Genomic DNA, 23489 nt, shown 5'->3' on the forward strand with positions numbered 1-23489 from the left:
CGCGTTCAGACCTCGTTCTCGCTGTCCTGTGGTTCCACATGGGCGACCCGCGCGCCGGATTTGGTCGAGGTCACGACATTCAGCGACTTGAGCTTGCGGTGCAGCGCTGAGCGCTCCATCCCGACAAAGGCCGCCGTGCGCGAGATATTCCCGCCAAAGCGGTTGATTTGCGTCATCAGGTATTCGCGCTCGAAAAGCTCGCGCGCCTCCCGCAGGGGCAAGGTCGCCAGGGTGCCGGACACGACGCCCGTCCCGCCCGGCTCTTCCGAGCCGCCGGAGCTCGGCAGTTCATCGGGCTCGATCGGGCCATCCGCATTGCCGAGGATCAGCACCCGCTCGATCACGTTCTTGAGCTGCCGCACATTTCCCGGCCAGATCATCGTCTGCAACATCGCCTCGGCCTCGGTGCCCAGATCGCGGTTCGGCAGGCCCTGGCTCTCGTTGAAATGCTCGATGAAATGGCGCGCGAGCACCGGGATATCCTCGCGCCGTTCCCCGAGCGACGGCACGGCAATCGGCACAACGTTGAGCCGGTGATAAAGCTCCTGGCGGAACCGGCCCGAGCTGACAGCCTCTTCGAGATTGGCGGTCGAGGATGAGATCACCCGCAGATCGACCTTGATCTTCTGGTTCCCGCCGACCCGTTCGAACTGCTGATCGACCAGCACCCGCAGGATCTTGGACTGGGTGCCGGCGGGCATGTCCGCCACTTCGTCGAGAAAGATCACCCCGCCATCGGCCAGCTCCAAAAGGCCCTTCTCGATCGACTTGTCCGCGCCCTCGCGCCCAAACAGGACATCCTCCATCCGGTCCGCCTCGATCGCGGCGGAATTCACGGTGATGAAGGGGCCCGACGCGCGGTTCGAATTGGCGTGGATATAGCGGGCCGCGACCTCCTTGCCGCTGCCCGACGGGCCGGTCAGCATCACGCGGCCATTGGACCGGGTCACCTTGTCGAGCTGGCTGCGCAGGGTTTTCATCGCCGCCGACGTGCCGAGCAGATCGGTTGAAACCGGCCCCTGACGTTTAAGCTCGGCGTTTTCGCGGCGCAGCTTCGAGGTCTCCATCGCCCGCTTCACCACCAGCAGCAACTGGTCGATATTGAAGGGTTTTTCGATGAAGTCATAGGCCCCCTGCTTGATCGCGGCGACGGCGATTTCGATATTGCCGTGACCGGAAATGATCACGATGGGGATCTCCGGACGCTCGCGTTTGACCTTCACGAGGATGTCGATGCCATCCATGCTCGAATCCTTGAGCCAGATGTCGAGGATCATCAGCCCGGGGGGCTGGGCCTCGATCTGGGCCATGCAATCCTCGGCATTTCCAACCGTGCGTGTGGCGTAGCCTTCGTCCTGCAGGATGTCCGAGACAAGCTCCCGGATGTCTTTTTCGTCGTCGATGATCAGTATGTCGGTCATGCTGTTTCGATCTTCTTATTGGGCGTGTCTGTCGTGGAAGGGTCTGCATCCGTGGCGGCTGGCGGTGGATGGCAGGGCAAGCGGATCAGGGCCTCGGCCCCGGGCGGATCACCGGGGGCGAAGGGCGGCGCGTTCACAAGCTCGAGCGTGCCCTGATGCTCTTCGATGATCTTGCGCACGATGGGCAGGCCGAGGCCCGTGCCCTTGTCGCGCGTGGTCACATAAGGCTCGAACAGCTTGGCCGGATTGTCGGGCAGACCGATGCCGTTATCGGCAATCCGCAACTCCGCCTCCCGACCATGGGTCCGCAACTGCACGCGAATTTCGCCCGGGCGCGTATCGCCGGAATTGCCTGACAAGCGGCTTTCGATGGCCTCGCCCGCATTCTTCAGAAGGTTGGTCAGCGCTTGGCTCAGCAGCGTGGGATCCAGCTCGGCGCGCACGGGGTCCTGGGCGATCTCGGTGACAAAGCGGGTATCGGGCTGGGCCACCTGTTGCAGCAACACCGCGTCCCGCACCAGATTGGCCAGATCGGTCTCGGCGGTCTCCGGTTCGGGCATGCGCGCGAATTTCGAGAACTCGTCGACGATCCGGCGCAGGTCATTGGTCTGCCGGATCACCACATCGCTGAGCTCCACCAGCGCGGGACCATCCTCGCCCAGCTTGGGACCAAACTTGCGCTTCATCCGCTCGGCCGAGAGCTGGATCGGCGTCAGCGGGTTCTTGATCTCATGGGCGATGCGCCGAGCCACGTCCCCCCAGGCCGCCATACGCTGGGCCGATGCCAGATCGGTCACGTCGTCAAAGGCGATCACGTAGCCCTCAAGCATGTCATCGGTATTGGCCCGCCGCGCCATCCGCACCAGCAGGCTTTCCGAGCGGCCCTGTCGGCTGAGCACGATCTCTTGCTGGGTGACGTCGCGGTTGCCGAATTGCAGCCGGTCAAAGAGCTCGGCAAACTCGGGCACGACCTGCCGTAGCTTGCGGCCACTGGCGCCGTCCTCCTCGAGCCCGAGCATGGTCGTGGCCGAGCGGTTCATGAATTCCACTTTGCCGTCCGGATCGAGACCGATCACCCCCGCCGTGACCGAGCCCAGCACGGAATCGAACAGCCGCCGGCGGCTTTCGATCTGGCTGGTATTGTCCAGAAGCGCGTCGCGCTGCCCCTTGAGCTGCCGTGTCATCTGGTTGAAGAGCCGCCCCAGCATGGCGATCTCGTCATCGCCCGTCTGCTCGGGGACCTTCACGTCGAGATCCCCTGCCCCGACCCGCTGCGCCGCGCCCGCTAGTCGCCCGACCGGTCGCGCGAGCCGCTCGGCGAACCAGAGCCCCAGCCAGATCGATGCGATGATGAGCACCACAGCGAACCCGATATAGAGCAGCCCGAAATCAAACAGGAGCCGCCCGCGATCGCTCTCCAATTGATTGAAAAGCTGCACGGTTTCCTGCGTGTCATCGAGCAGGGTCAGAATCTGCCCGTCCACGTCGCGGCTGACATAGAGATAGCGGTCCACATGGCGGCGCAGCTTGATCAGGGCGCGGAACTCGTTGTTTGGCCAGTCCTCGATCACCACCGGAATGCTGCTATCGGCGGCGGCCATCTGCTCCAGCGTGGGTTGTTCGAAATCAAACAGGTAGCTGCGCTCGCCCCGCACCCGGATCTCGCCCAGACTGTTGACGATATAGGCCTCGCGCAGGCCCCGCTGTACCCGGCCCTGCCCCTGCGCCAATAGCTGGCGCAGGTCGCCATCGCTGAGAAAGACCCGCTCCACCCGGGCGCGGTCGAGGAAGGCCGCGAGCGCCGAGGTGTCGATCTGCAACTGGACGCGCTTTTCCTGTTCATAGGCCTCTGCCGCCGAGAGCGACGCGCCCAGAACCCGCTGCACCCGGTCCGAGAACCAGCCTTCCAATCCGAAATTCACCGTGATCGTGGCAAAGACAGCGACCAGCACCGTGGGCACGAGGGCGACGATGGCGAAAACGCCCGTCAGGCGCAGGTGAAGCCTAGAGCCCGCCGAGCGCGCCCGCCGCGCGGCGATCATCCGCGCCACCCGCTGCAACACAAGCGCCGCGAGGACCAGAACATAGACGAAATCGGCGAGGATCACGATCCGGAGCGAGGTGGCATCGGCCCCCTGATCAAGCGGGCCCAGCACTAAGAAGGTCGCGACCGCCAGCACTGGCGCAAGGGCCACCATGCCGAAGGTGGTCCAGGTCTGCACCGCGCGGAGGGACACGTATTGCGCCATCCAACGACTTACATATCGCCCAGGGGCTGCTCGCACGTTTCCTCGATCCATGGGGCTTCGCCCCAATGCGACCGTGCCTTGATTGACACGCTATGTTGCGCTTTTACATCAACTTGCGGCGGCGTGTCACCTGAATATCCAGATCCGTGATCTTCTTGCGCAAAGTATTGCGATTAATTCCGAGCAGAGAGGCACATTTCGCCTGATTTCCGCCGGTTGCGTCGAGCGCGATCTCGATGAGCGGGGTTTCCACCTCGCGCAGGATCCGCTGATACAGGCCCGGGGGCGGCAAAACCCCGCCATGCAGGTCGAAATACCGGCGCAGGTGCTTTTCGACCGATGCGCTCAGCTTGTCCGCCTCGCCGCCGCCCATCAGCGGCTCGATGGCGGGCTGGCTGCCCAGCACCAGTTCCACATCGCCGCGCCCGATCTCGTCTTCCTGCGCGGTGATCACGAGCCGCTTCATGGCATTCTCAAGCTGGCGCACATTGCCCGGCCAGGAATAGGCGCGCACCATGTCGCTCGCGGCATCGGAAAGCCGCTTGAGCGGCTGGCCGTCTCGTTCGGCCCGGGACAGGAAATGGCTCGCCAGCAGCGGGATGTCATCCACCCGCTCACGCAGGGAGGGCACGTTGATCGTCACGCCGCCCAGCCGGTAGAACAGATCCTGACGGAAAATCCCGCTCTCCATCTTCTGCATCAGGTCCTTCTGGCTGGTGGACATGATCCGCGGAGCGTTGTCGCCAAAGGTGTCGAGCATCCGCACGATGCGCCCCTGGGCGTCGTCATCCAGATCGCCCACCTCGTCAAAGAGGATCGAGCCCCCGCGCGCCCGCGCCACGAGGGTCGAGGGCCCATCGGCGCCCGCCAGATCCGCCGCCCCAGCTACCACGAAAGGCAGCGAACGCCGGTCCGAAAAGTCGTGGATCGCCCGCGCGATCAGGCTTTTGCCCGTGCCGCTCTCGCCGGTGATCATCACCGGCAGATCCGTGTTCATGACCCGCGCCACAAGACGGTAGAGCGCCTGCATCTGCGGGGTCCGCCCCACCAGCGGCAGATCCTCGCTCGCGGTTTCGGAATTCATCTTGGGCGGGGGCGCGCGGCGCTTGACCTCCAGTGCCCGGGCCGCCCGCTTCATCAGGTCCGGCAGGTCAAAGGGCTTGGGCAGATAGTCATAGGCCTCGGCCTCGGCGGCCTGGATCGCGGTCATGATCGTGTTCTGCGCCGAGATCACGATCACCGGCAGACCGGGCCGCGCCTCGGTGATCTTGGGCAGCGTGTCGAGCCCATTGCCATCGGGCATCACCACATCGGAGATCACCAGATCCCCTTTCCCCTCTTCGACCCAGCGCATCAGCGTCATCAGGCTCGAGGTGGCGTGCACTTTGCACCCCGCGCGGGTCAGGGCCTGGGTCAGCACGGTGCGGATCGTGCGATCATCATCGGCGACAAGGACAGTTCCATCCATCAGGAGGTCTCCTCACTTCGGGGGGCGACAGGAAGGGAAATGCGGAACACGGTGCGGCCCGGGACGCTGTCCACGGCGATCCAGCCATCATGTTCCGAGATGATTTTTGACACCAGTGCGAGGCCAAGGCCTGTGCCGTTCTCGCGGCCGGAGACAAAGGGTTCGAAGACATCGGATTCGATGTCCGGTGGCAGGCCCGGACCATCATCGATGATCTCGATCTGCAGCGGCACGGTGCCCCCGGACCCATCCTTGCGGCGCAAGCGCAGGGAGAGCTCGTAAAAGGTCCGGATCCGGATCTTGCCGCCGGGTTTGCTCGCCTCGGCGGCGTTCTTCAGCAGGTTGAGAAAAACCTGCAAGAGCTGGTCCCCATCCGCATAGGTCGAGGGCAGCGAGGGGTCGTATTCTTCGGTGATCGAGACATGGGCCCCGAAGCCGACCACGGCGGATTTCCGGGCCCGCTCGAGAACGTCATGGATATTCACGGGCTTGCGCGCGGGCGGGCGAAGGTTGCCGAACTGCTCCACCTGTTCCAGCAGCTTCACGATCCGGTGGCTTTCGGCCACGATCAGATCCGTCAGTTCCCGGTCCTCGGTGCTCAGGTTCATGCTCAGAAGCTGCGCCGCCCCGGTGATGCCGGCCAGTGGGTTCTTGATCTCATGGGCCAGCATCTCGGCCATGCCGATGGCCGATTTCGCCGCCGTCTTGGACTGGATCGAGCGACCGAGCCGCCCGGCAATCTCGCGCGGCTCCAGCAGCAGAAGCACGAGGTTGGGATTGTCCACCAGCGGGCTGACCTGGATGTTGCAAAGCACCGGCGGGCGCTCGCCCGTGCCCACATCCACGTCATTGATGAACAGCGGCGAGAGGTTGGTGCGCACCCGGGCGAACGCATCCTCCAGCGGCGCGTCGACCATCAGTTTGTCCCAGATCGGCATGTCCAGAAGGCTGCGCAACGAGCCGTTCATGAAATTCTCAGCCGCCGGGTTGAGATCGAGGATCTTGTTGTCCCCCGACAGGATCAGCGCCGGGATCGGCAGCGAAATCCAGAGCGCCTGCGTGCGATTGGTCATGCGGCCACCTGTGCGGGCGCGGCCTCGGTCAGGGCCGCCGGGATCAGGCGCAGGGCCTCTGCGGGGCGGGTCTCGGTCAAGAGCGCGCGGCGCAGGGCCTTGGGCGTCTCGAGCCCGTCGGACCGCGCCTCCATGTACCAGCCGAGGTGCTTGCGCGCGGTCTTGAGGCCCAGCTCGGTGCCGTAGAAGGACAGCATCGCCTCCAGATGGCGCGACACGAGATCGATCAGATCCTGCCCCTCGGGCCGCGCGGGAGCGGCCGTGCCATAGAGCGCGGCAGAAATGTCAGCCAGCTTCCAGGGTTGACCCTGCGCCCCGCGCCCGACCATCAGCCCGTCCGCACCGGACAGATCCCGGGCCTGACGCGCGGTTTGGGTATCGACAATATCGCCATTGGCGATCACGGGGATCGACACGGCCTCCTTGACGGCGGCAATCGCCGCCCAGTCGGCGGATCCCTTGTAAAACTGGCACCGGGTCCGGCCATGGATCGTGATCATGGCGATGCCGGCGGCCTCGGCCCGGCGCGCAAGCTCCGGCGCGTTGAGGCTGCTATCATCCCAGCCGAGCCGGGTTTTCAGGGTCACGGGCACATCCACGGCGGCGACAACCGCGTCGATCAGGCTCAGCGCATGGTCGAGATCGCGCATCAGGGCCGAGCCCGACGCGCCGTTGACCACTTTTTTGGCGGGGCAGCCCATGTTGATGTCGATGACCAGTGCGCCCTGATCGGCCACGAAACGGGCAGCCTCGCCCATCCAATAGGCCTCGCGCCCGGCAAGCTGCACCGAGGTGGCCTGCGCACCGCAGCCCAGCTCGGCCCGCGCGCGGGAGCTTTCCTTGCCCTGCACCATCTCCTGGCTTGCGACCATCTCGGAGACCACGAGCCCAGCCCCGAACTCCGCCACGATGGCGCGGAAGGGCAGATCTGTGATTCCCGCCATGGGCGCGAGGAGGACCGGGTGAGTCAACCGGCTTTCTGCCAAGATAACAGTCAAACGATTAATCCTTGTGCATGCCCTATTCCGGTAACTCGTTTAACGATTTCCCGCAACGCCCCCGGATTGATCTTGTGGGCAAAAAACAGCGTCTGCTTAATTTTTGCGCGGAAAACCTCCGAACTCCGCTTCAGGATTGCACCTTGAGGCGCAGCGACTTACCAACGGAGCGAATTCCTAGGCGAGAAGAGCACGATTTGACGCCCGATGTTACGGCCATTCTTGTCGCGGCGGGGCGCGGCACACGCGCGGGGGACGGGATCGCGAAACAGTGGCGCCCGCTCGCCGGGCGGCGTGTGATCGATTGGACCCTCGCTGCGTTTGATGCGGTGCCGGAGATCTGCGAGATCGTCGTGGTGCTGCATCCGGACGACATGGACCTTGCCTGCAGCCTGCGGGCCGCGACCCCGATCCGGGTTGTCTCGGGGGGTGCGCGTCGCGACCAATCGGTGGCTAATGCGCTGACAAGTCTGGACAAACCAGATTCGGACCCCGTGTTGATCCATGATGCCGCGCGCCCGATGGTGCCCGCGGATCTGATCGCCCGGGTGATTGCCGCCGTGCGCCGGATCGGGGCCGCGGCCCCGGCCCTGCCGGTGGTCGATGCCCTCTGGACCGGGGCCGAGGATCAGGTCACGGGGATGCAGGATCGCACCGGGCTCTACCGCGCGCAGACGCCGCAGGGCTTCCGCCTCGGGCTGATCCGCGCGGCGCATCTGAACCATGACGCCGCCGCCGCGGACGACGTGGAGATTGCCCGCGCCGCCGGGCATCCTGTCACGATCGTGGCGGGCGATGAGACGAACTTCAAGATTACCTATCCGCAGGACTTCGCACGGGCCGAAGCGCTGCTGGGGGAAAGGCAAGCGATGGATATACGAACAGGCAATGGCTATGACGTGCACCGGTTCGGCCCCGGGGACGCGGTCATCCTCTGCGGGGTCGAGATCCCCCATGACCGGAGCCTGATGGGCCATTCCGATGCGGATGTCGGCATGCACGCGGTGACGGATGCGATCTATGGCGCGCTGGGGGATGGGGATATCGGCCAGCACTTCCCGCCGAGCGACCCGCAATGGAAGGGTGCCGCCTCGGAGATCTTTCTGAAACACGCGGTGGCTCTGGCGGCGGAGCGCGGCTACAGCATCACCCATATGGATTGCACGCTGGTCTGCGAAGGCCCGAAGATCGGCCCACATCATGTTGTGATGAAAGCGAAAATGGCGGAATTGATGGGGCTTTCCCCGGATCAGGTGAGCGTCAAGGCGACCACCTCGGAACGGCTCGGCTTCACCGGCCGCGAGGAGGGTATTGCGGCGCTGGCCACAGTGACCCTGTTGCGCCCATGAGCCGGATGATCGCAACCGTATTCGGCGTCGGCCTGATGAAACCTGCCCCGGGGACATGGGGCTCGCTGGCCGCCCTGCCCCTCGCCTGGGCGATCCACACGCTGGGCGGCTTTCCGGCCCTCGCGATTGCCACCCTGGCGGTTTGCGCCCTTGGCTGGTGGGCCACGGCGGAGGCGACACGGGGCGCTGCGGATCACGATCCGTCCGAGATCGTGATCGACGAGGTGGCCGGGCAATGGATCGCGCTCTGGCCCGTCTCGGCCGGGGCCTGGCATGTGGGGGCCGAGATTTCAGCGCTCTGGCCCGGATGGATCGCGGCCTTCGTTTTCTTCCGATTGTTCGACATTTGGAAACCCGGCCCCGTGGGTTGGGCCGACAAGCGCCATGACGCAGCGGGCGTCATGCTCGACGATATCGTGGCCGGCGTGATGGCGGCCATCTGTGTCGCGGTGCTCGCCTTTCTGGCCCATGTGGTGCTGATTTGAGCGCGGCGACGCTTGTCGCACTCTGCACGGCGCAGGGCCTGACCGTGACCTGCGCCGAGAGCTGCACGGGCGGCATGCTCGCAGCGGCGATCACCGATGTGGCGGGGTCCTCCGCGATGTTTGAGCGGGGGTTCGTGACCTATTCCAACGTCGCCAAGACCGAGATGCTGGGCGTCGCGCCCGCCACGTTGGAGGCCCATGGCGCGGTCTCTGAAGAGGTTGCGGCCCAGATGGCCAGCGGCGCGCAAACCGCCGCCGGCGCGCAGATCGCCGTGGCGATCACCGGGATCGCGGGGCCTGGCGGATCCGAGTTCAAACCGGAAGGACGCGTCTGTTTCGGGATTATCGGTCCCAACACCAAGCTGAGTACAGAGACCGTCGAGTTCGGAGCGCTGGGGCGTGCGCAGGTCCGGCAAGCCGCGCGGGACCACGCGATCGGGCTGCTACTTGCGGCGGCTCAAGCGGCCTGAGGCCCATAGAGCGCATCGGCGCGCTTCTCGAACGCCTTGACGATCCGCTGCATCGCCTCGTTGAAAACGACCCCGATCACACCCTGCAAAACCTTGTTCTTGAACTCGAAATCCGTGTGGAAATCGACCTTGCAGCCGCCCTCCTCGAGATCCGTGAAGGTCCAGCGCGACTGCATGTAGCGGAACGGTCCGTCGAGATACTCGGTGTCGATCTGGTGGGCATCGGGCACAAGGCTCACCCGGCTGCCGAACTTCTCGCGAAAGACTTTGAACGAAATCACCAGATCGGCCAGCATCTCGGATCCCGTCCCGGTCTCGCGCACAGAGCGGATCCGCGCCGCCGCACACCAGGGTAGGAATTTCGGATAGGCCGCCACATCCGCAACCAGCGCATACATCTGCGCGGCGCTATAGGGGAGATTGCGGGTTTCGGAATGCTGCGGCATGGCGATTAGCGAGACGCTCTTTTTCATGGTGGTCCGCGCTGATTTCGGTGAATATGCGCCGGAAATCAAGGGGGCGGGATGAAGCACGACCATTATGTCATCGACAAGATGATTTCAGCCAAGGCCATCGCGGCCCGGGTCGAGGCGCTGGCGCGCGAGATCGAGACCGCATTTGCCGAGACAGACAAGCTGATCGTAATAGGGCTGCTGCGCGGCTCGTTCGTGTTCATCGCAGATATCGTGCGCGAACTGGACCTGCCGGTGGAGGTGGATTTCCTCGAAGCCTCTTCCTACGGCGACGGGATGGAAAGCTCGCGCGAGGTCCGGATCCTCAAGGATCTGCGCGGCGAGATTGCCGGGCGCGACGTGCTGGTGGTCGAGGATCTGGTGGATACGGGCTTTACCCTGTCCCATGTCAAACGCCTGCTCGCCTCGCGTGAGCCGCGCCGGATGGAGACGATCTGCCTGCTCGACAAGCCCACGCGGCGCGAAGTGGACGTGCAGGCGACCTGGATCGGGTTCGAGATTCCCGATGAATTCGTTGTTGGCTACGGCATTGATTACGCGCAGAGAAACCGGAACCTTCCCTATATCGGAAAGGTCCGGATGCTTTGAATATGGGCTGGTTCCTGCGGATGGCGCGCTGGGTCCGGCATCCGCCTTCCATGGGGCAGGTCAAGTTCCTGCTGGTGATCCTCGCGATCTGTGCGCTGATCTTCACTTATGAACAGATCTTTGGCTGGCCCGAGGCCCTGACCCCGGACCGCACACCGCGTGTGCCGCGGTTCTGAGGCTCAGGCGCGGCGCTGTGCGCTGGCGCGGGCCTGATTGCGGGCCGTCGCCTCGAGGATCGGCACGCGCTTGGCCTGCCCCCGTGTCGCCGTCAGCCCCAGCCAGGCAATCGCCATGCATCCCGCCAGCGCGAAGACGAGCACAAGGTCTCGTGCGAGCGATGCGTGATCGCTCAGCGGTGTTGTGGCGGGGATCTCCAACGCGGCGGCAAAGCTCATCACCAGCACCACGGACATGGCGAGCAGAACGAGAATGGCCGTCACCCCGCCAAAGCCGGACCGGATCCGGGCGATGCGATAAGGCGTGGTGGACGGCAGAAGAAAGAGTGCACCAGCAGCCAGCGCCAGGCAGAGCAGGTAGACCGGAATCTGGTCACGCCGCGGGATGAGCAACCCGTCAAGCTGCAGGGCAATGATTGTCAGATGCACCGCCCCCGCAAGGCAGGCGAGGCCAAAGATCCGATAGATCAGCCACAAAAACCGCTGCATCGCCAATGAGATATCCGCCATAGCACCACACTCCTCAAACCGAACTGGCATCTGGATGAGAGAGCTTTGCCGGAGAACCTCGGCAAAACTATGGCATTTTATCTAAATCTTCGGAAAACCCGCCCGGTTCCGTCCACGCGTTCTGAAGGCAGCGTTCAGAGACCGCCGAGCTTCTTCAGGCGGTTGTCCCGAAGGCGCGCGAAGTCATCCCCCGCATGGTAGCTCGAGCGCGTCAGGGGCGTGGCCGAGACCATCAGGAAGCCTTTGCCATAGGCCGCCTTTTCATAGGCCTTGAACTCGTCCGGCGTGACGAACCGGTCCACTGCGTGGTGCTTCGGCGTCGGCTGCAGATACTGGCCGATGGTCAGGAAATCCACATCCGCGGCGCGCATGTCATCCATCACCTGGGTCACGCCCTGACGATCCTCGCCGAGGCCAACCATGATGCCGGATTTGGTGAACATGCTCGGATCCAGCTCCTTGACCCGCTGCAGCAGGCGGAGCGAATGGAAGTAGCGCGCGCCGGGCCGCACTTCGGGATAGAGCCCTGGCACGGTTTCAAGGTTGTGGTTGAACACGTCAGGCTTGGCCGCGACGACCACTTCCAGAGCTTCCGGAGCGCATTTGATAAAATCCGGCGTCAGGATCTCGATCGTCGTGTTCGGGGAATGGCGGCGCACGGCCCGGATGGTCATGGCGAAATGCTCCGCCCCGCCATCCTTGACGTCATCCCGGTCCACCGAGGTGATGACCACGTGGTTCAGACCGAGCTTCTTGACCGCGTCCGCGACGCGCCCCGGCTCGAACGCGTCCAGCGCGTCGGGCTTGCCCGTCGCCACATTGCAGAACGTGCAGCCCCGGGTACAGATCTCGCCCATGATCATCATGGTGGCGTGACCCTGGCTCCAGCATTCGCCCACATTCGGGCAACCGGCCTCTTCGCAGACCGTGACCAGGTTGTGGTTGCGCATGATCTCGCGGGTTTCGGTATAGCCCTTGCCGCCCGGCGCCTTGACACGAATCCAGTCGGGCTTGCGCGGCTGTGCATTGTCGGGGCGGTGCGCCTTTTCAGGATGGCGTTGCTCAGGCAGTTTCAGATCGCGCATGGGTCAGGTCTCCTCTGGTCAAGATAAATAACCAGTTCTGCGCAAAAAGTAAGCGCACATATTGCATAGCTGCCATGTTTGCGCGGATCTGTCTCAGCCTTTCGGCCCTCGGCGCGGTGCCCCGCGAGAGCTTGCACAAAAAAACGCGCAGTGCCCCTGACCCGAGGCACTGCGCGCAAAAAAGGCAGGCCACCACACCCGCCTCGTTCCGGACAGCGTCAGCCGATCAGGCCGCCGCCGGATCCATGAATACGTTTATAGTGCTCGGAAAGCCGCTGAAGAGCGATTCGCAAAACAATCTTACCCGAACGCGCCGACCAGCCCATGCGGCGTTCTGCGGTCTCCAAACCCTCTAGGTAGCAGCAGCAGCGCAGGACCACATCGCCAAGGCCCGGACCGAGCTCTGCGAGCGCCTGATGCACGCGGTCCTTCGCGTTCATCGAACCGCCCCCATGGTCGCTGCCGGGTTGAAAGCCGGTGCGGTCGGTGCTGGTGAGAAATTTCTCCCAGTTCTGGGTGGTGCGCGGCCCCATCTGGGCCAGCTCGAAATCTTCGCGCAGGCGCTCGCCCGCGCTTACCATGTCATCGGTCAGGAAGGGGCTGCCATCCTTATCGCGGCGCCGCGCGAGGCTGAGCATCGGGGATTCGGCGAGGTTGTAGCGCATCCGCGCGGTCTCGCCGGTCTCGCCGGTGACCACCTGCTTGGTGCCCCATTCCCGGTGCTGCTCGGCAAAGGCAGCCACTTCGGGGCTGTCGAGCCCGGTCTTGCGGCGGGCATCCTCGGACAGAAGCCGCTTGAGCGCAAGCCGTCCGGCATGCGTGATCTCGTATTGCGCCACCTTGCCGGCGCTGCGGCACTTCACCCAGTCCTGCAACGCGAAGGCTTGCGCGATGCCGCGCTCGACCACGGCGATCCGGCGCGGCACGCCATCGGTCATCCGCAGCACAACGGCCTTTTCCATCTCGGGCGAGACGGCAAGAACCGCGTCGCTCTCACATAGACGGCGCAGAATGCGGCGCGCCTCCCGTTCGATCTTGGCGGTTTCGGTCTTCAGCAAGGTCCGCGGGTGAGCGCTCATATGAATCACATCCTGTGCTTCTGGTGAGGGGGTAAAGTGCTGGCGCAATGTGTCCAGCGCTTCGTCGATCAGGGGATCGTCGCGCTCGGTTTCAAGTTTCCGGATCTGGCGAAGCACCGTAGAGGCCGCGCAGCCCGCCTCTCGCGCCACGGACCGAATGGAAAGCCCCAGTTCGGTATGGGCGAGATAATGACGAGCATGATGGGGGACCCATTCGGGCAGGTCCGTCATGCGGGGAGTGGCGGAGAATGCGCTGGTCAAACTGAGCCTCATCTTGCTTGCTGAGCACAACCTAGGGTTGCGTTGGTTACCGGAGTCTTAAGGACGGCACGTTTGACGATTATTGTTTTTAAAAGATAAACAGATATTTACCCACCGAACGCAACGCAACGCGCGCACGCAACACAATCTTAGGTTGTGCTTTTGTGAGAAGGAAGCCACGCAAGGAACCCTCCTCATGACCGCTCTTTTCTCCGCTCTCACCACCCTCCGCCGCCCCCAGACCCTGATGCGCGCTGCCCGGTTCGGCCTGCGGGACTACAACCGTGATCGCGACCTTAAGAGACTGATTAAAAACACGAAATCCGTCTCTCCGGCAAAAGCACTCGGCGAATTGATGGCGATGGAAACCATTCTCGAAGAAACGCGCCAGTCAGGGCTTGCCGCCTATTCCGTGGCGCGTCACATCGAAGTTCTGGCCGCGATCATGGCGGAAACCCGGCTGTTGCCGGAGTTCTCGCAGCTCGCGAAAGCCAGTTAAGAAAGTGTTGCCGGTGCTCAGATAAAGGCGTCCGGCATCCCGCTCTTTTTACGTTCTATATATGTTCTCAATTCCGAGTCGATTCCCGCATCGATGTGGGGCGCTTCATAGCGCTCCAACAGGGTCGCGACTCGCTCCGTTGCAAGGGCTTGCGTGTCCCGCGCACCCTCTTCGGCCCAGGTCTCAAAGGCCTTGCAGTCAAAGAGCTCGGACCGCCAGAACGCATCCTTGTAATTGGCCTGGGTATGGGCACAGCCGAGGAAGTGGCCGCCCGGCCCTACCTCGCGCAGCGCGTCCATGGCCTGAGCGTTTTCATCGGCCGCAGCCCCGGCAGCCATCTTGTGCAATGTGCCAAGCTGATCCGCATCCATCACGAATTTCTCAAAGCTGGCCACAAGGCCGCCTTCGAGCCAGCCACAGGCGTGAAGCATGAAGTTCACGCCCCCCAAGAGACCGGCATTCAAGGAATTCGCCGTCTCGTAGCCCGCCTGCGCATCAGGAAGCTTCGCGCCGCAGAAGCCACCGCCCGAGCGATAGGGCAGCCCCATCCGCCGCGCGAGTTGTCCCGCGCCATAGGTGATCTGCGCAGCCTCCGGTGTGCCAAAGGTCGGCGCGCCGGAGTTCATGTCGATCGAGGTGACGAAGGCGCCAAAGATCACCGGCGCCCCGGGCTTGACCAGCTGCGCATAGGCGACGCCGGCCAAAACCTCGGCCATCACCTGGGTCAGCGTGCCGACCACCGAGACCGGCGCCATGGCGCCACCGACGATAAAGGGCGAGATGATGCAGGCCTGCCCGGCTTCGGCATAGATCTCCAACGCGCCCATCATCGTCGCATCGAAGGTCAGGGGCGAGTTGATATTGATGAGCGAGGTCATCACCGGCCCTTGCGCCATACGCTCGGCCCCAAAAAGGATCTCGCACATCTCGACACTGTCCCGCGCCCGGCTCGGCTCGGTCACCGACCCCATGAAGGGTTTGTCGCTGAGGGTCATATGGGCATAGAGCATGTCCAGATGCCGCTTGTTCACAGGGATATCCGTCGGCTCGCAGACGGTGCCCCCGGAATGGTGCAGCCAGGGCGACATGTAGGCGAGTTTCACGAAGGTCTCGAAATCCGCCATCGTGGCATAGCGCCGTCCCCCTGACGCATCGCGCACAAAGGGCGGGCCATAGACCGGGGCAAGTACGAGGGCGTCGCCGCCGATCTCGACCGAGCGCGCCGGATTGCGGGCCTGCTGGACGAACCGACTGGGGGCCGTGGCGCAAAGCTTGCGCGCCAGCCCCTTGGGGATATGCACCCGCTCGCCGCGCACATCTGCCCCGGCCTCGCGCCAGCGGGCCAGCGCTGCGGGGTTGTCGAGAAAATTGACACCGATCTCTTCCAGCACGGTTTCCGCGTTGGCTTCGATGATCGCGAGGGTTTCCTCGCTATGCAGGTCATAGTTCGGGATCTTGCGCTGAATGGTCGGCGCCACATCGAAGCGCACGGCCGTCCGCTCCGCCCGTCGCGCGGCCCCGCCTCCGCCGCGTCCTCGCCGCCGTACCGGTGTTGCCTCGGCCATGTCGCCCCCCGTTCGTTTGCGTTGGTACACCAGTCCTATGCCGGGATCCGGGCGCCCTCCTCTCGATTTGCGTCGCATGGCGGCGGGAAGCGACATTGCCCGCGCCTCCGGGCTTGCACGGCTTGGCCTGCATCCGTAAACGAAGCCCATGACCCAGACCTCCCATGACCGCCTCCTCATCATCGATTTCGGCAGCCAGGTCACGCAGCTCATCGCGCGTCGCCTGCGGGAGCTGAATGTCTATTGCGAGATCCACCCGTTCCAGAATGTCACCGATGCCTTTCTCGACGCGTTCGACCCCAAGGCGGTGATTTTTTCTGGCGGGCCGGCCAGCGTGATCGATGACGGCTCCCCGCGCCCGCCTGCCAGCGTGTTCGACCGCGGCGTGCCGATCCTCGGGATCTGCTATGGCCAGCAGGTGATGATGCAGATGCTCGGCGGCAAGGTTGAACGCGGCCATGGCACGGCAGAGTTCGGACGGGCCTATGTCACGCCGGCCGAGAACCGCCCCGACCTGCTGAGTGGCTGGTTCCTCGATGGGCAGGAGCAGGTCTGGATGAGCCATGGCGACCATGTCTCGGCCATCGCGCCGGGATTCGAGGTTTATGGCACGTCGCCCAACGCCCCCTATGCCATCACCGCCGATCTGAGCCGCAACTTCTTTGCCGTCCAGTTCCACCCGGAGGTGCACCACACGCCGAATGGCAAGACGCTCTATGAGAATTTCGTCAAGCTGGCGGGGTTCTCGGGCGACTGGACCATGGGCGCCTATCGCGAGCAGGCGATCCAGCAGATCCGCGATCAGGTCGGCGATGGCAAGGTGATCTGCGCGCTCTCGGGCGGGGTCGACAGCTCGGTCGCCGCCGTCCTGATCCATGAGGCGATCGGCGAGCAGCTCACCTGCGTCTTTGTCGATCACGGGCTGATGCGGCTGAACGAGGCCGAAGAAGTCGTCACCATGTTCCGCGAGCACTACAACCTGCCGCTGATCCACGCCGATGAGAGCGAGCTGTTCCTTGGGCAGCTCGACGGCCAATCCGATCCGGAAACCAAGCGCAAAATCATCGGGCGGCTCTTCATCGAAGTGTTCGAGAAGCACGCGAAAGAGATCGGCGGCGCGGATTTCCTTGCCCAAGGCACACTCTATCCGGACGTGATCGAAAGCGTCAGCTTCTCCGGCGGGCCATCGGTGACGATCAAGTCGCACCACAATGTGGGTGGCCTGCCCGAGAAAATGGGGATGCAACTGGTCGAGCCCTTGCGCGAGCTCTTCAAGGATGAGGTCCGTGCGCTGGGCCACGAGCTTGGCCTGCCCGCCTCCTTCATCGGACGCCATCCCTTCCCCGGCCCCGGCCTCGCAATCCGCTGCCCCGGCGAGATCACCCGCCCCAAGCTCGAGATCCTGCGCAAGGCCGATGCGGTCTATATCGATCAGATCCGCAAACATGGCCTGTATGACGAGATCTGGCAGGCCTATGTGGCGATCCTCCCGGTTCGGACCGTGGGCGTCATGGGCGATGGCCGGACATATGATTACGCCTGCGCCCTGCGCGCCGTGACCTCGGTGGATGGGATGACCGCGGATTACTATCCGTTCACCCACGAGTTTCTGGGCGAGACCGCCACGCGGATCATCAACGAGGTGCAGGGCATCAACCGGGTGACCTATGACATCACCTCGAAACCCCCGGGCACCATCGAGTGGGAATGACACGCGCGCTCTGGCGGCTGGCTGAAATTGGCCTGCTGCTTCTGGTCGGGTTCGGCCTGGCCACCCTGGCGGGGATCCTGCTCTACGACCCGCCGGACCGCTCCGACTACGCGGCGATCGTGGTGCTGTCCCACGGCGCATTCCCCGATGGGGGGCTGACCGACCAGACCGAGGCCCGGACCCGCGCCGGCATTGCACTCTACGAGGCAGGGCGCGCGCCCATGCTGGTGATGAGCGGCGGACAGGCCGACACGGACCCGGCCCCCAAGGCCGTGCTCATGGCCGAGCTTGCGCGCACCGAAGGGGTCGCAGACGCGGCGCTTCTGGTCGAAGACGCCTCCCATTCCACCCTGCAGAACGCGCTTTTCACGGCACGCCTCGCCCCCGATCTGCAAGAGGCGCCGATCCTTCTTGTCACCCATCGGTATCACGGGGCGCGCTCCATCGCGTCCTTCTGGTGGGCCGGGTTCGATGACATCCACTTCGCCGCCGCCGATCCGCAGGACCCGGTCTGGCCCGGCTCACAATGGGAGCCGATCAAATGGGCGGGCAATGTGGTCCGCGCCGCAGGATATTCCGTCGCGCGCGCTGTCGGCGTCGATGGCCCGCAGCTGGACGCGGTGCTCAACTGATGCGGCGTCTGACTGCCTCCGCCTTGCTGATCGCCAGCCTCGCATCGCCCGCATCGGCGGCTTTGCTGTGCATGGGATCCGACCCGCATTTCCTGATGACCATCGATGGGGGCACTGTGGTCTTTGATCCTCTGGGGACCGACACGCTGACCCTGATCCCGCCCGTGGACGAAAGCGAAGTGCTGCGCAGCACCCGCACGCATATTCTGGAGACCCCGGAGCGGAACCTGCCCCTCCTGCTCAAGCCCGAGAGCTGCAAGGTCTTGTCCACCACGTTGCCCCTGAGCCTCGAGATCCTCGTGAATACCGACGAGGGGCCGCGCTCCTTTCGCGGATGCTGCCTGATCCGCTGATGGATACAGCGCGCAACGAGCCGGTCAAGGCAGCGCTCTGGATGCTGGGGGCGATCACCTCCTTCATGCTTATGGCCATTGCCGGGCGGGCGCTCTCGGCGACCCACGATACGTTCGAAATCATGTTCTTTCGCTCGGTGATCGGGTTCGGACTGGTGCTCGCGCTGGGCGCGGGTTTTGGTCGGCTCGGCGAGGTGAGCACCCGGCATCTCGGGATACACGCCCTGCGCAACCTGTGTCATTTCACCGGACAGAACCTGTGGTTCTTCGCACTGCCCCTCATCCCTCTGGCGCAACTCTTCGCGCTGGAATTCACCACGCCGCTCTGGGTGACGCTGCTCGCGCCGCTGATCCTGGGCGAACGGCTGACCCGGACCCGGCTGCTGGCCGCGGGGCTCGGCTTCACTGGCGTGCTTGTGGTTGCGCAACCGGATGTGAGCGGGCTCAGCATCGGTGTGCTGACCGCAGCGCTCTCGGCGCTGGGATTTGCAGGCTCGGCACTCTTTACCAAGCGCCTGACGCGCAGCGAGACGATCCTCTGCATCCTCTTCTGGCTGACCCTGATGCAGGCGGTGTTCGGGCTGGTCGCCACGCTCCATGACGGCACGGTCACATGGCCCACCGCCCAGACCCTGCCCTGGCTCACGGTCGTGGCGATTTGCGGGCTCGTGGCGCATTTCTGCCTGACCACCGCGCTCAGCGTTGCCCCCGCCGTGATCGTGATGCCCTTCGACTTTCTACGCCTTCCCCTCATCGGAATTGTCGGCTTCTTTCTCTACGGCGAGGCGGTCGGGATCGCACTTATTCTCGGGGCCGGGCTGATTATTGGCGCGAATGCCATAAATCTATGGGTTGAGCGCCCGAAAAAGGCGTCTGACGCGGCGTTATAGATTGACGCATTTTTCAAGTGCGGCCAATAGTCCGGTCTACGCGAAAAAATAAGCGCGACACATGGGATGGAAAACATGCAGACAACACGTTTGGCCCTGTTGGGCGGAGCAGCAATGGCTCTGGCGAGCAGCGCCTATGCCGGGGGCGTTGAACGCTCCAATCAGGGGATCGACTTTCTGTTCGAACAGGGAACCTATGTCGAGCTAGGATTTGGTCGACTGGATCCAGACGTCAGCGGCGAGGTCGTTCAGCCCGGGTTCGGCAACGCGAACTCCGGCAACATGCTGGGGGGCGAAAATGTCTTCTCTTTGTCCTATAAACAGGATCTGGGCGAAAACTTTGTAGTGGGCCTGAAACTGGACAAGCCTGTCGGGGCAACCATCAGGTATCCGTCCGGGACGGGACACCCATTCGCGGGTTCGGTCGCGGATCTGGAGTCCGAAGAACTGACAGCATATCTGATGTACAAGTTCTCGAATGGTTTCAGCGTTGTTGGCGGTTTGCGCGCGCAGCAGGTCGAGGGAGACGTTTTCCTCGCGTCCACCCAATATGATCTGACAACCAACAATGACCGCGAGTACGGCTACATGCTGGGCGTGGCGTATGAAAAACCCGAGATCGCGCTGCGCGTTTCTTTGACCTACAGTTCTGCTATTGACCACACGTTCAGCGCGTCGGAGGCCGCCATTATTCCCGTTGCTGGCGTTGGAAATGTTCCGGTATCCCGGGAGGGCGATTTTGATACGACGATCCCGCAGTCTGTAAACCTCGCGTTTCAGACAGGGATCGCCGAAGATACACTGCTTTTTGGGTCCATCCGTTGGGTCGATTGGAGCGAGTTCAACATCAACCCGAGCCTTTATGATCAGATCATCCAAGGAGCATCAGGCGGATTCAGCTACCCGCTGGCGTCCTACCAGAGCGATACAATTACCTACAAGCTGGGGATTGGGCGTCGCTTCAACGAAAACTGGTCCGGTGCTGTTACGTTGATTCACGAACCTGAGTCCGGCGACATCTTTGGCAATCTGGGCCCGATTGACGGACGCGATGCAATCGCACTCGGCGTGACTTACTCGAACGATCGTTTCAAGATCAGCGGTGGCCTGGAGTACAGCCGCCTCGGAGATGCCGAGTCTCAGACGCCGTTCGGCGCGCCCGGGACGGCAATTTCGGATTTCACCGACAACTCCTCGATCAGCTATGGCATCCGGATCGGCTACTACTTCTGATCTGACCGCAGACGCCACAAACCCCCGCTTCGAAGCGGGGGTTTTTCTTTGCGCAGGTTTCGGATCGCGCGCTTTGTGCCAATTGGCTAGACCGTGGCCATGATAGACCAAAAGACCCTCACGCCCCGGGCCTGGGCCGAGCTTGGCTTGCTCTCGCTGATCTGGGGCGGCAGCTTCCTGTCGATCCGCATAGCGCTGGACGAGATTCCCTTTGTCACCTCTGTCGCCTATCGCGTGGGCTTTGCCGCTCTGGCCCTGTGGTGCGTCGTGCTTTGGCGGGGCGGGCGTATCCCGCGCGCGCCGCGGCTTTGGGGGGCGTTTCTGGTCATGGGGCTGTTGAACAACGTCCTGCCCTTCACGCTCATGGCCTGGGGCCAACTCCATGTCGAAACCGGGCTGACCTCGATCCTGAACGCGGCCACGGCGGTGTTCGGTGTGCTGGTGGCCGCGCTGGTCTTTGCCGATGAGCGGCTGACATGGGCCCGGGGTGTCGGCGTGGCGCTGGGCATGCTCGGGGTGGCCACCGCGATCGGTCTGCACAATTTCCGCCATTTCGACCTGCGCTCCCTCGCTCAGCTCGCGATCATCGCTGGCACGATCTGCTACGCCTTTGCTGCCGCCTGGGCGCGGCTCAAGCTCAAGGGTCTGCCGCCCGAGATCGCAGCGGCGAGTATGCTCACGGGCTCCAGCGTCATCATGGTGCCCGCGGCGCTGCTTGTGGATGGCGTGCCGACCAGCCTGCCAAGCCCCGGCGCAATCCTGGCCGTGGGGTACTACACGCTGATCGCGACAGCATTTGCCTATCTGCTCTACTACCGCGTTCTGGCCGTTGCCGGGGCGGGCAATGCGATGCTCTGCACCCTGCTTGTGGTGCCCGTGGCGATCCCGCTCGGCGCCTGGGTCCGGCAAGAGGCGCTGCCCGCCAATGCCTTTCTCGGCTTTGGCATTCTCGCACTCGGGCTCATCGTGCTGGACGGGCGCTTGACCCGCCGCCTGCTTTCCGGTTGAACCGCCGCACGACACCGCCGGAACGGAGCCCGCGTCCCATGATCTATTCGAGTGCCGCCGACTGGCGCGCCGCCCCGGAAAAACGCGTCCTGCTCTTTGGGATGTCCGGGCTAGGAAAAACCCATATCTCCAATCGCTTGCGCGAGGAAGGGGACTGGTTTCACTACTCGGTCGATTACCGGATCGGCACGCGCTACATGGGCGAACACATCGTCGACAACTTCAAGCGCGAGGCGATGCAGGTCCCCTTCCTGCGCGATCTGCTGATGTCGGACTCGATCTATATCGGCTCGAACATCACGCTGGACAACCTCTCGCCCGTCTCCACCTATCTTGGCAAACCCGGCGATCCGGCGCGCGGCGGCGTGCCAATGTCCGAGTACCGCCGCCGTCAAGCCCAGTTCCGCGCCGCCGAGATCGCGGCCCTGCACGACACCGCCCATTTCATCGACCGCGCCAAGGCGATCTATGGCTATCCGCATTTCATCTGCGACAGCGGCGGGTCGATCTGCGAATGGGTGGATGGCAACAACCCGAAGGACCCGGTGCTGAGCGCGCTGGCTGCCGCGACGCTGCTCGTCTGGATCGAGGGGGACGAGGCCCATACCGAAGAGCTCATCCGCCGCTTCGACAAGGCGCCCAAGCCCATGGCCTATGACCCGGCCTTTCTCGCCGTCAGCTGGGCCAAGTACCTCACCGAGACCGGGCTTGCCCCCGAGGCCGTGGATCCCGATGCCTTCATTCGCTGGACCTATGCCAAGGCCCTGGCACACCGGCAGCCGCGCTATGCCGCCATGGCCCGCAACTGGGGTGTGACCGTGGCCGCCGATGACGTGGCACGGGTGCGCGATGCGGCGGATTTCGAGACGCTGATCGCCGACGCCCTTGGCAATCGCGCGGCAAAGGCCTAAATCCGCACTCCCACCCCCGCAGATCCGGACGCACACCATGCCCATCAAGATCCCCGAGACCCTCCCCGCCTTCGACGTGCTTTCGTCCGAGGGTGTGATGGTGATGGGCGCGGATCGCGCGGGGCGACAGGACATCCGGCCTCTGCAGATCGGGCTGCTGAACCTGATGCCCAAGAAGATCCAGACCGAGACGCAGTTCGCGCGGCTCGTGGGCGCGACCCCGTTGCAGATCGACCTGACGCTGATCCGCATGACCGAGCATCAGTCCAAGCACACCTCCGCCGCCCATATGGAGACCTTCTATCGCCCCTTCGAAGAGGTCCGGGATCGCAAGTTCGACGGGCTGGTGATCACCGGCGCGCCGATCGAGCATCTGGATTTCGAGGATGTGACCTATTGGGACGAGCTGCGCGAGGTCTTTGCCTGGACACAGACCAATGTGCATTCGACCTTTGGCGTCTGCTGGGGCGGGATGGCGATGATCAACCATTTCCACGGGGTGCAGAAGCATATCCTGCCCGCCAAGGCCTTTGGCTGCTTCCGGCACCGCAATCTGGTACCCGCCTCGCCCTATCTGCGCGGGTTCTCCGATGATTGCGTGATCCCCGTGAGCCGTTGGACCGAAATGCGCCAGGCCGAGATCGAGGCGGCCTCGGGGCTGACCACCCTGCTCGGCTCCTCCGAGGTCGGGCCCTGTCTGGTCGAGGATCTGGGGCATCGCGCGCTCTATATCTTCAACCATTTCGAGTATGACACCGGCACGCTCAAGGAAGAGTATGACCGCGACATCGAAAGCGGTACGCCGATTAACGTCCCCAGCAATTACTATCCGGATGACGACCCGAGCAGACCGCCGCTCAACCGGTGGAGATCTCATGCCCATCTCCTATATGGAAATTGGATCAATGAGATTTACCAGACCACCCATTATGACATGCAGAAGATCGGTTCTTAAGGCGGGCTTGGCGACGGTCGCAGTGGCGGCTGTGGCAGGATGTGCCC

The 23489-nt window shown here is 63.7% G+C and carries 24 protein-coding genes; 14 read left to right on the plus strand and 10 right to left on the minus strand.

Annotation, left to right across the window (positions count from 1 at the left end; translation table 11 throughout):
• Positions 1-5: 5 nt before the first annotated feature.
• From ACP15I_RS18435 to dusB, 5 genes are all read right to left on the minus strand, one after another.
• Positions 6-1421: a sigma-54-dependent transcriptional regulator gene (locus ACP15I_RS18435; protein ID WP_424967444.1), complete on the minus strand. Its 1416-nt coding sequence runs from the start codon at positions 1419-1421 to the stop codon at positions 6-8.
• Complete coding sequence (locus ACP15I_RS18440) at positions 1418-3670, minus strand: ATP-binding protein (protein ID WP_424976202.1); 2253 nt, start codon at positions 3668-3670, stop codon at positions 1418-1420. Before ACP15I_RS18440 ends, ACP15I_RS18435 begins: the two co-directional genes overlap by 4 nt.
• Positions 3671-3773: 103 nt before the next feature.
• Entirely contained in the window at positions 3774-5138 is a 1365-nt protein-coding gene (locus ACP15I_RS18445) for a response regulator (protein ID WP_424967446.1), read from the minus strand.
• Positions 5138-6211, minus strand: coding sequence for a two-component system sensor histidine kinase NtrB (locus ACP15I_RS18450; protein WP_424967447.1), 1074 nt, complete (start codon positions 6209-6211; stop codon positions 5138-5140). Before ACP15I_RS18450 ends, ACP15I_RS18445 begins: the two co-directional genes overlap by 1 nt.
• Positions 6208-7209: a tRNA dihydrouridine synthase DusB gene (gene dusB, locus ACP15I_RS18455; protein ID WP_424976203.1), complete on the minus strand. Its 1002-nt coding sequence runs from the start codon at positions 7207-7209 to the stop codon at positions 6208-6210. The genes ACP15I_RS18450 and dusB overlap by 4 nt, the downstream gene beginning before the upstream one ends.
• Positions 7210-7406: 197 nt before the next feature.
• On the opposite strand from dusB, the gene ACP15I_RS18460 reads away from it, so the two are divergent.
• The 3 genes from ACP15I_RS18460 to ACP15I_RS18470 are packed head-to-tail and all read left to right on the plus strand — an operon-like array spanning position 7407 to position 9513.
• Positions 7407-8558 (plus strand): bifunctional 2-C-methyl-D-erythritol 4-phosphate cytidylyltransferase/2-C-methyl-D-erythritol 2,4-cyclodiphosphate synthase, encoded by a 1152-nt coding sequence (locus tag ACP15I_RS18460; protein WP_424976204.1) that lies wholly within the window; start codon positions 7407-7409, stop codon positions 8556-8558.
• A complete protein-coding gene (locus ACP15I_RS18465) occupies positions 8555-9043 on the plus strand; it encodes a phosphatidylglycerophosphatase A family protein (protein ID WP_424967450.1) in 489 nt (162 codons plus the stop codon). The genes ACP15I_RS18460 and ACP15I_RS18465 overlap by 4 nt, the downstream gene beginning before the upstream one ends.
• Positions 9040-9513, plus strand: a complete 474-nt coding sequence (locus tag ACP15I_RS18470; protein WP_424976205.1) for a CinA family protein — start codon at positions 9040-9042, stop codon at positions 9511-9513. The genes ACP15I_RS18465 and ACP15I_RS18470 overlap by 4 nt, the downstream gene beginning before the upstream one ends.
• Here ACP15I_RS18470 and ACP15I_RS18475 read toward each other — a convergent pair.
• Positions 9501-9959, minus strand: coding sequence for a type II toxin-antitoxin system RatA family toxin (locus tag ACP15I_RS18475; RefSeq protein WP_424967499.1), 459 nt, complete (start codon positions 9957-9959; stop codon positions 9501-9503). The genes ACP15I_RS18470 and ACP15I_RS18475 overlap by 13 nt on opposite strands.
• A gap of 78 nt (positions 9960-10037) precedes the next feature.
• Here ACP15I_RS18475 and hpt point away from each other — a divergent pair, with 78 nt between their 5' ends.
• Together hpt and ACP15I_RS18485 are read left to right on the plus strand one after the other, a co-directional pair.
• Positions 10038-10574 (plus strand): hypoxanthine phosphoribosyltransferase, encoded by a 537-nt coding sequence (gene hpt, locus ACP15I_RS18480; protein ID WP_424967452.1) that lies wholly within the window; start codon positions 10038-10040, stop codon positions 10572-10574.
• A gap of 2 nt (positions 10575-10576) precedes the next feature.
• Complete coding sequence (locus tag ACP15I_RS18485; RefSeq protein WP_424976206.1) at positions 10577-10750, plus strand: hypothetical protein; 174 nt, start codon at positions 10577-10579, stop codon at positions 10748-10750.
• Between the two features lie 3 nt (positions 10751-10753).
• Here ACP15I_RS18485 and ACP15I_RS18490 read toward each other — a convergent pair whose 3' ends face one another.
• The 3 genes from ACP15I_RS18490 to ACP15I_RS18500 form a co-directional block, all read right to left on the minus strand.
• Positions 10754-11260: a hypothetical protein gene (locus ACP15I_RS18490; protein WP_424976207.1), complete on the minus strand. Its 507-nt coding sequence runs from the start codon at positions 11258-11260 to the stop codon at positions 10754-10756.
• A gap of 134 nt (positions 11261-11394) precedes the next feature.
• On the minus strand, positions 11395-12345 hold the full coding sequence (gene lipA, locus ACP15I_RS18495; protein WP_424967455.1) for a lipoyl synthase: 951 nt from the start codon (positions 12343-12345) through the stop codon (positions 11395-11397).
• A 218-nt stretch (positions 12346-12563) separates the two neighbouring features.
• Positions 12564-13655 (minus strand): DUF6456 domain-containing protein, encoded by a 1092-nt coding sequence (locus tag ACP15I_RS18500; RefSeq protein ID WP_424967456.1) that lies wholly within the window; start codon positions 13653-13655, stop codon positions 12564-12566.
• 226 nt (positions 13656-13881) lie between these two features.
• Here ACP15I_RS18500 and ACP15I_RS18505 point away from each other — a divergent pair, with 226 nt between their 5' ends.
• Positions 13882-14184 carry a DUF6477 family protein gene (locus ACP15I_RS18505; RefSeq protein ID WP_424967457.1) on the plus strand — a complete coding sequence of 101 codons (303 nt, stop codon included), beginning with the start codon at positions 13882-13884 and terminating at the stop codon, positions 14182-14184.
• Between the two features lie 17 nt (positions 14185-14201).
• Here the strand turns inward: ACP15I_RS18505 and ACP15I_RS18510 are convergent, their stop codons facing one another.
• The gene (locus ACP15I_RS18510) at positions 14202-15749 is read right to left on the minus strand and encodes a trimethylamine methyltransferase family protein (protein ID WP_424976208.1); all 1548 of its coding nucleotides are present in this window, start codon (positions 15747-15749) and stop codon (positions 14202-14204) included.
• A 148-nt stretch (positions 15750-15897) separates the two neighbouring features.
• On the opposite strand from ACP15I_RS18510, the gene guaA reads away from it, so the two are divergent.
• From guaA to metA, 8 genes are all read left to right on the plus strand, one after another.
• Entirely contained in the window at positions 15898-17460 is a 1563-nt protein-coding gene (gene guaA, locus ACP15I_RS18515) for a glutamine-hydrolyzing GMP synthase (RefSeq protein WP_424967459.1), read from the plus strand.
• Positions 17457-18092 (plus strand): YdcF family protein, encoded by a 636-nt coding sequence (locus ACP15I_RS18520; protein ID WP_424976209.1) that lies wholly within the window; start codon positions 17457-17459, stop codon positions 18090-18092. Before guaA ends, ACP15I_RS18520 begins: the two co-directional genes overlap by 4 nt.
• Complete coding sequence (locus ACP15I_RS18525) at positions 18092-18445, plus strand: hypothetical protein (protein WP_424976210.1); 354 nt, start codon at positions 18092-18094, stop codon at positions 18443-18445. The genes ACP15I_RS18520 and ACP15I_RS18525 overlap by 1 nt, the downstream gene beginning before the upstream one ends.
• A complete protein-coding gene (locus ACP15I_RS18530) occupies positions 18445-19335 on the plus strand; it encodes a DMT family transporter (protein WP_424976211.1) in 891 nt (296 codons plus the stop codon). Before ACP15I_RS18525 ends, ACP15I_RS18530 begins: the two co-directional genes overlap by 1 nt.
• Before the next feature lie 75 nt (positions 19336-19410).
• Positions 19411-20568 carry an OmpP1/FadL family transporter gene (locus ACP15I_RS18535; protein WP_424976212.1) on the plus strand — a complete coding sequence of 386 codons (1158 nt, stop codon included), beginning with the start codon at positions 19411-19413 and terminating at the stop codon, positions 20566-20568.
• Between the two features lie 99 nt (positions 20569-20667).
• Positions 20668-21576, plus strand: a complete 909-nt coding sequence (locus tag ACP15I_RS18540) for a DMT family transporter (RefSeq protein ID WP_424976213.1) — start codon at positions 20668-20670, stop codon at positions 21574-21576.
• A gap of 38 nt (positions 21577-21614) precedes the next feature.
• Complete coding sequence (locus ACP15I_RS18545) at positions 21615-22487, plus strand: ATPase (protein WP_424967465.1); 873 nt, start codon at positions 21615-21617, stop codon at positions 22485-22487.
• A 37-nt stretch (positions 22488-22524) separates the two neighbouring features.
• The gene (gene metA, locus ACP15I_RS18550; protein ID WP_424976214.1) at positions 22525-23442 is read left to right on the plus strand and encodes a homoserine O-acetyltransferase MetA; all 918 of its coding nucleotides are present in this window, start codon (positions 22525-22527) and stop codon (positions 23440-23442) included.
• The last annotated feature ends 47 nt before the right edge of the window (positions 23443-23489 follow it).

This window comes from Dinoroseobacter sp. S124A (assembly GCF_049801015.1).
Taxonomy (GTDB): Bacteria; Pseudomonadota; Alphaproteobacteria; order Rhodobacterales; family Rhodobacteraceae; genus Dinoroseobacter.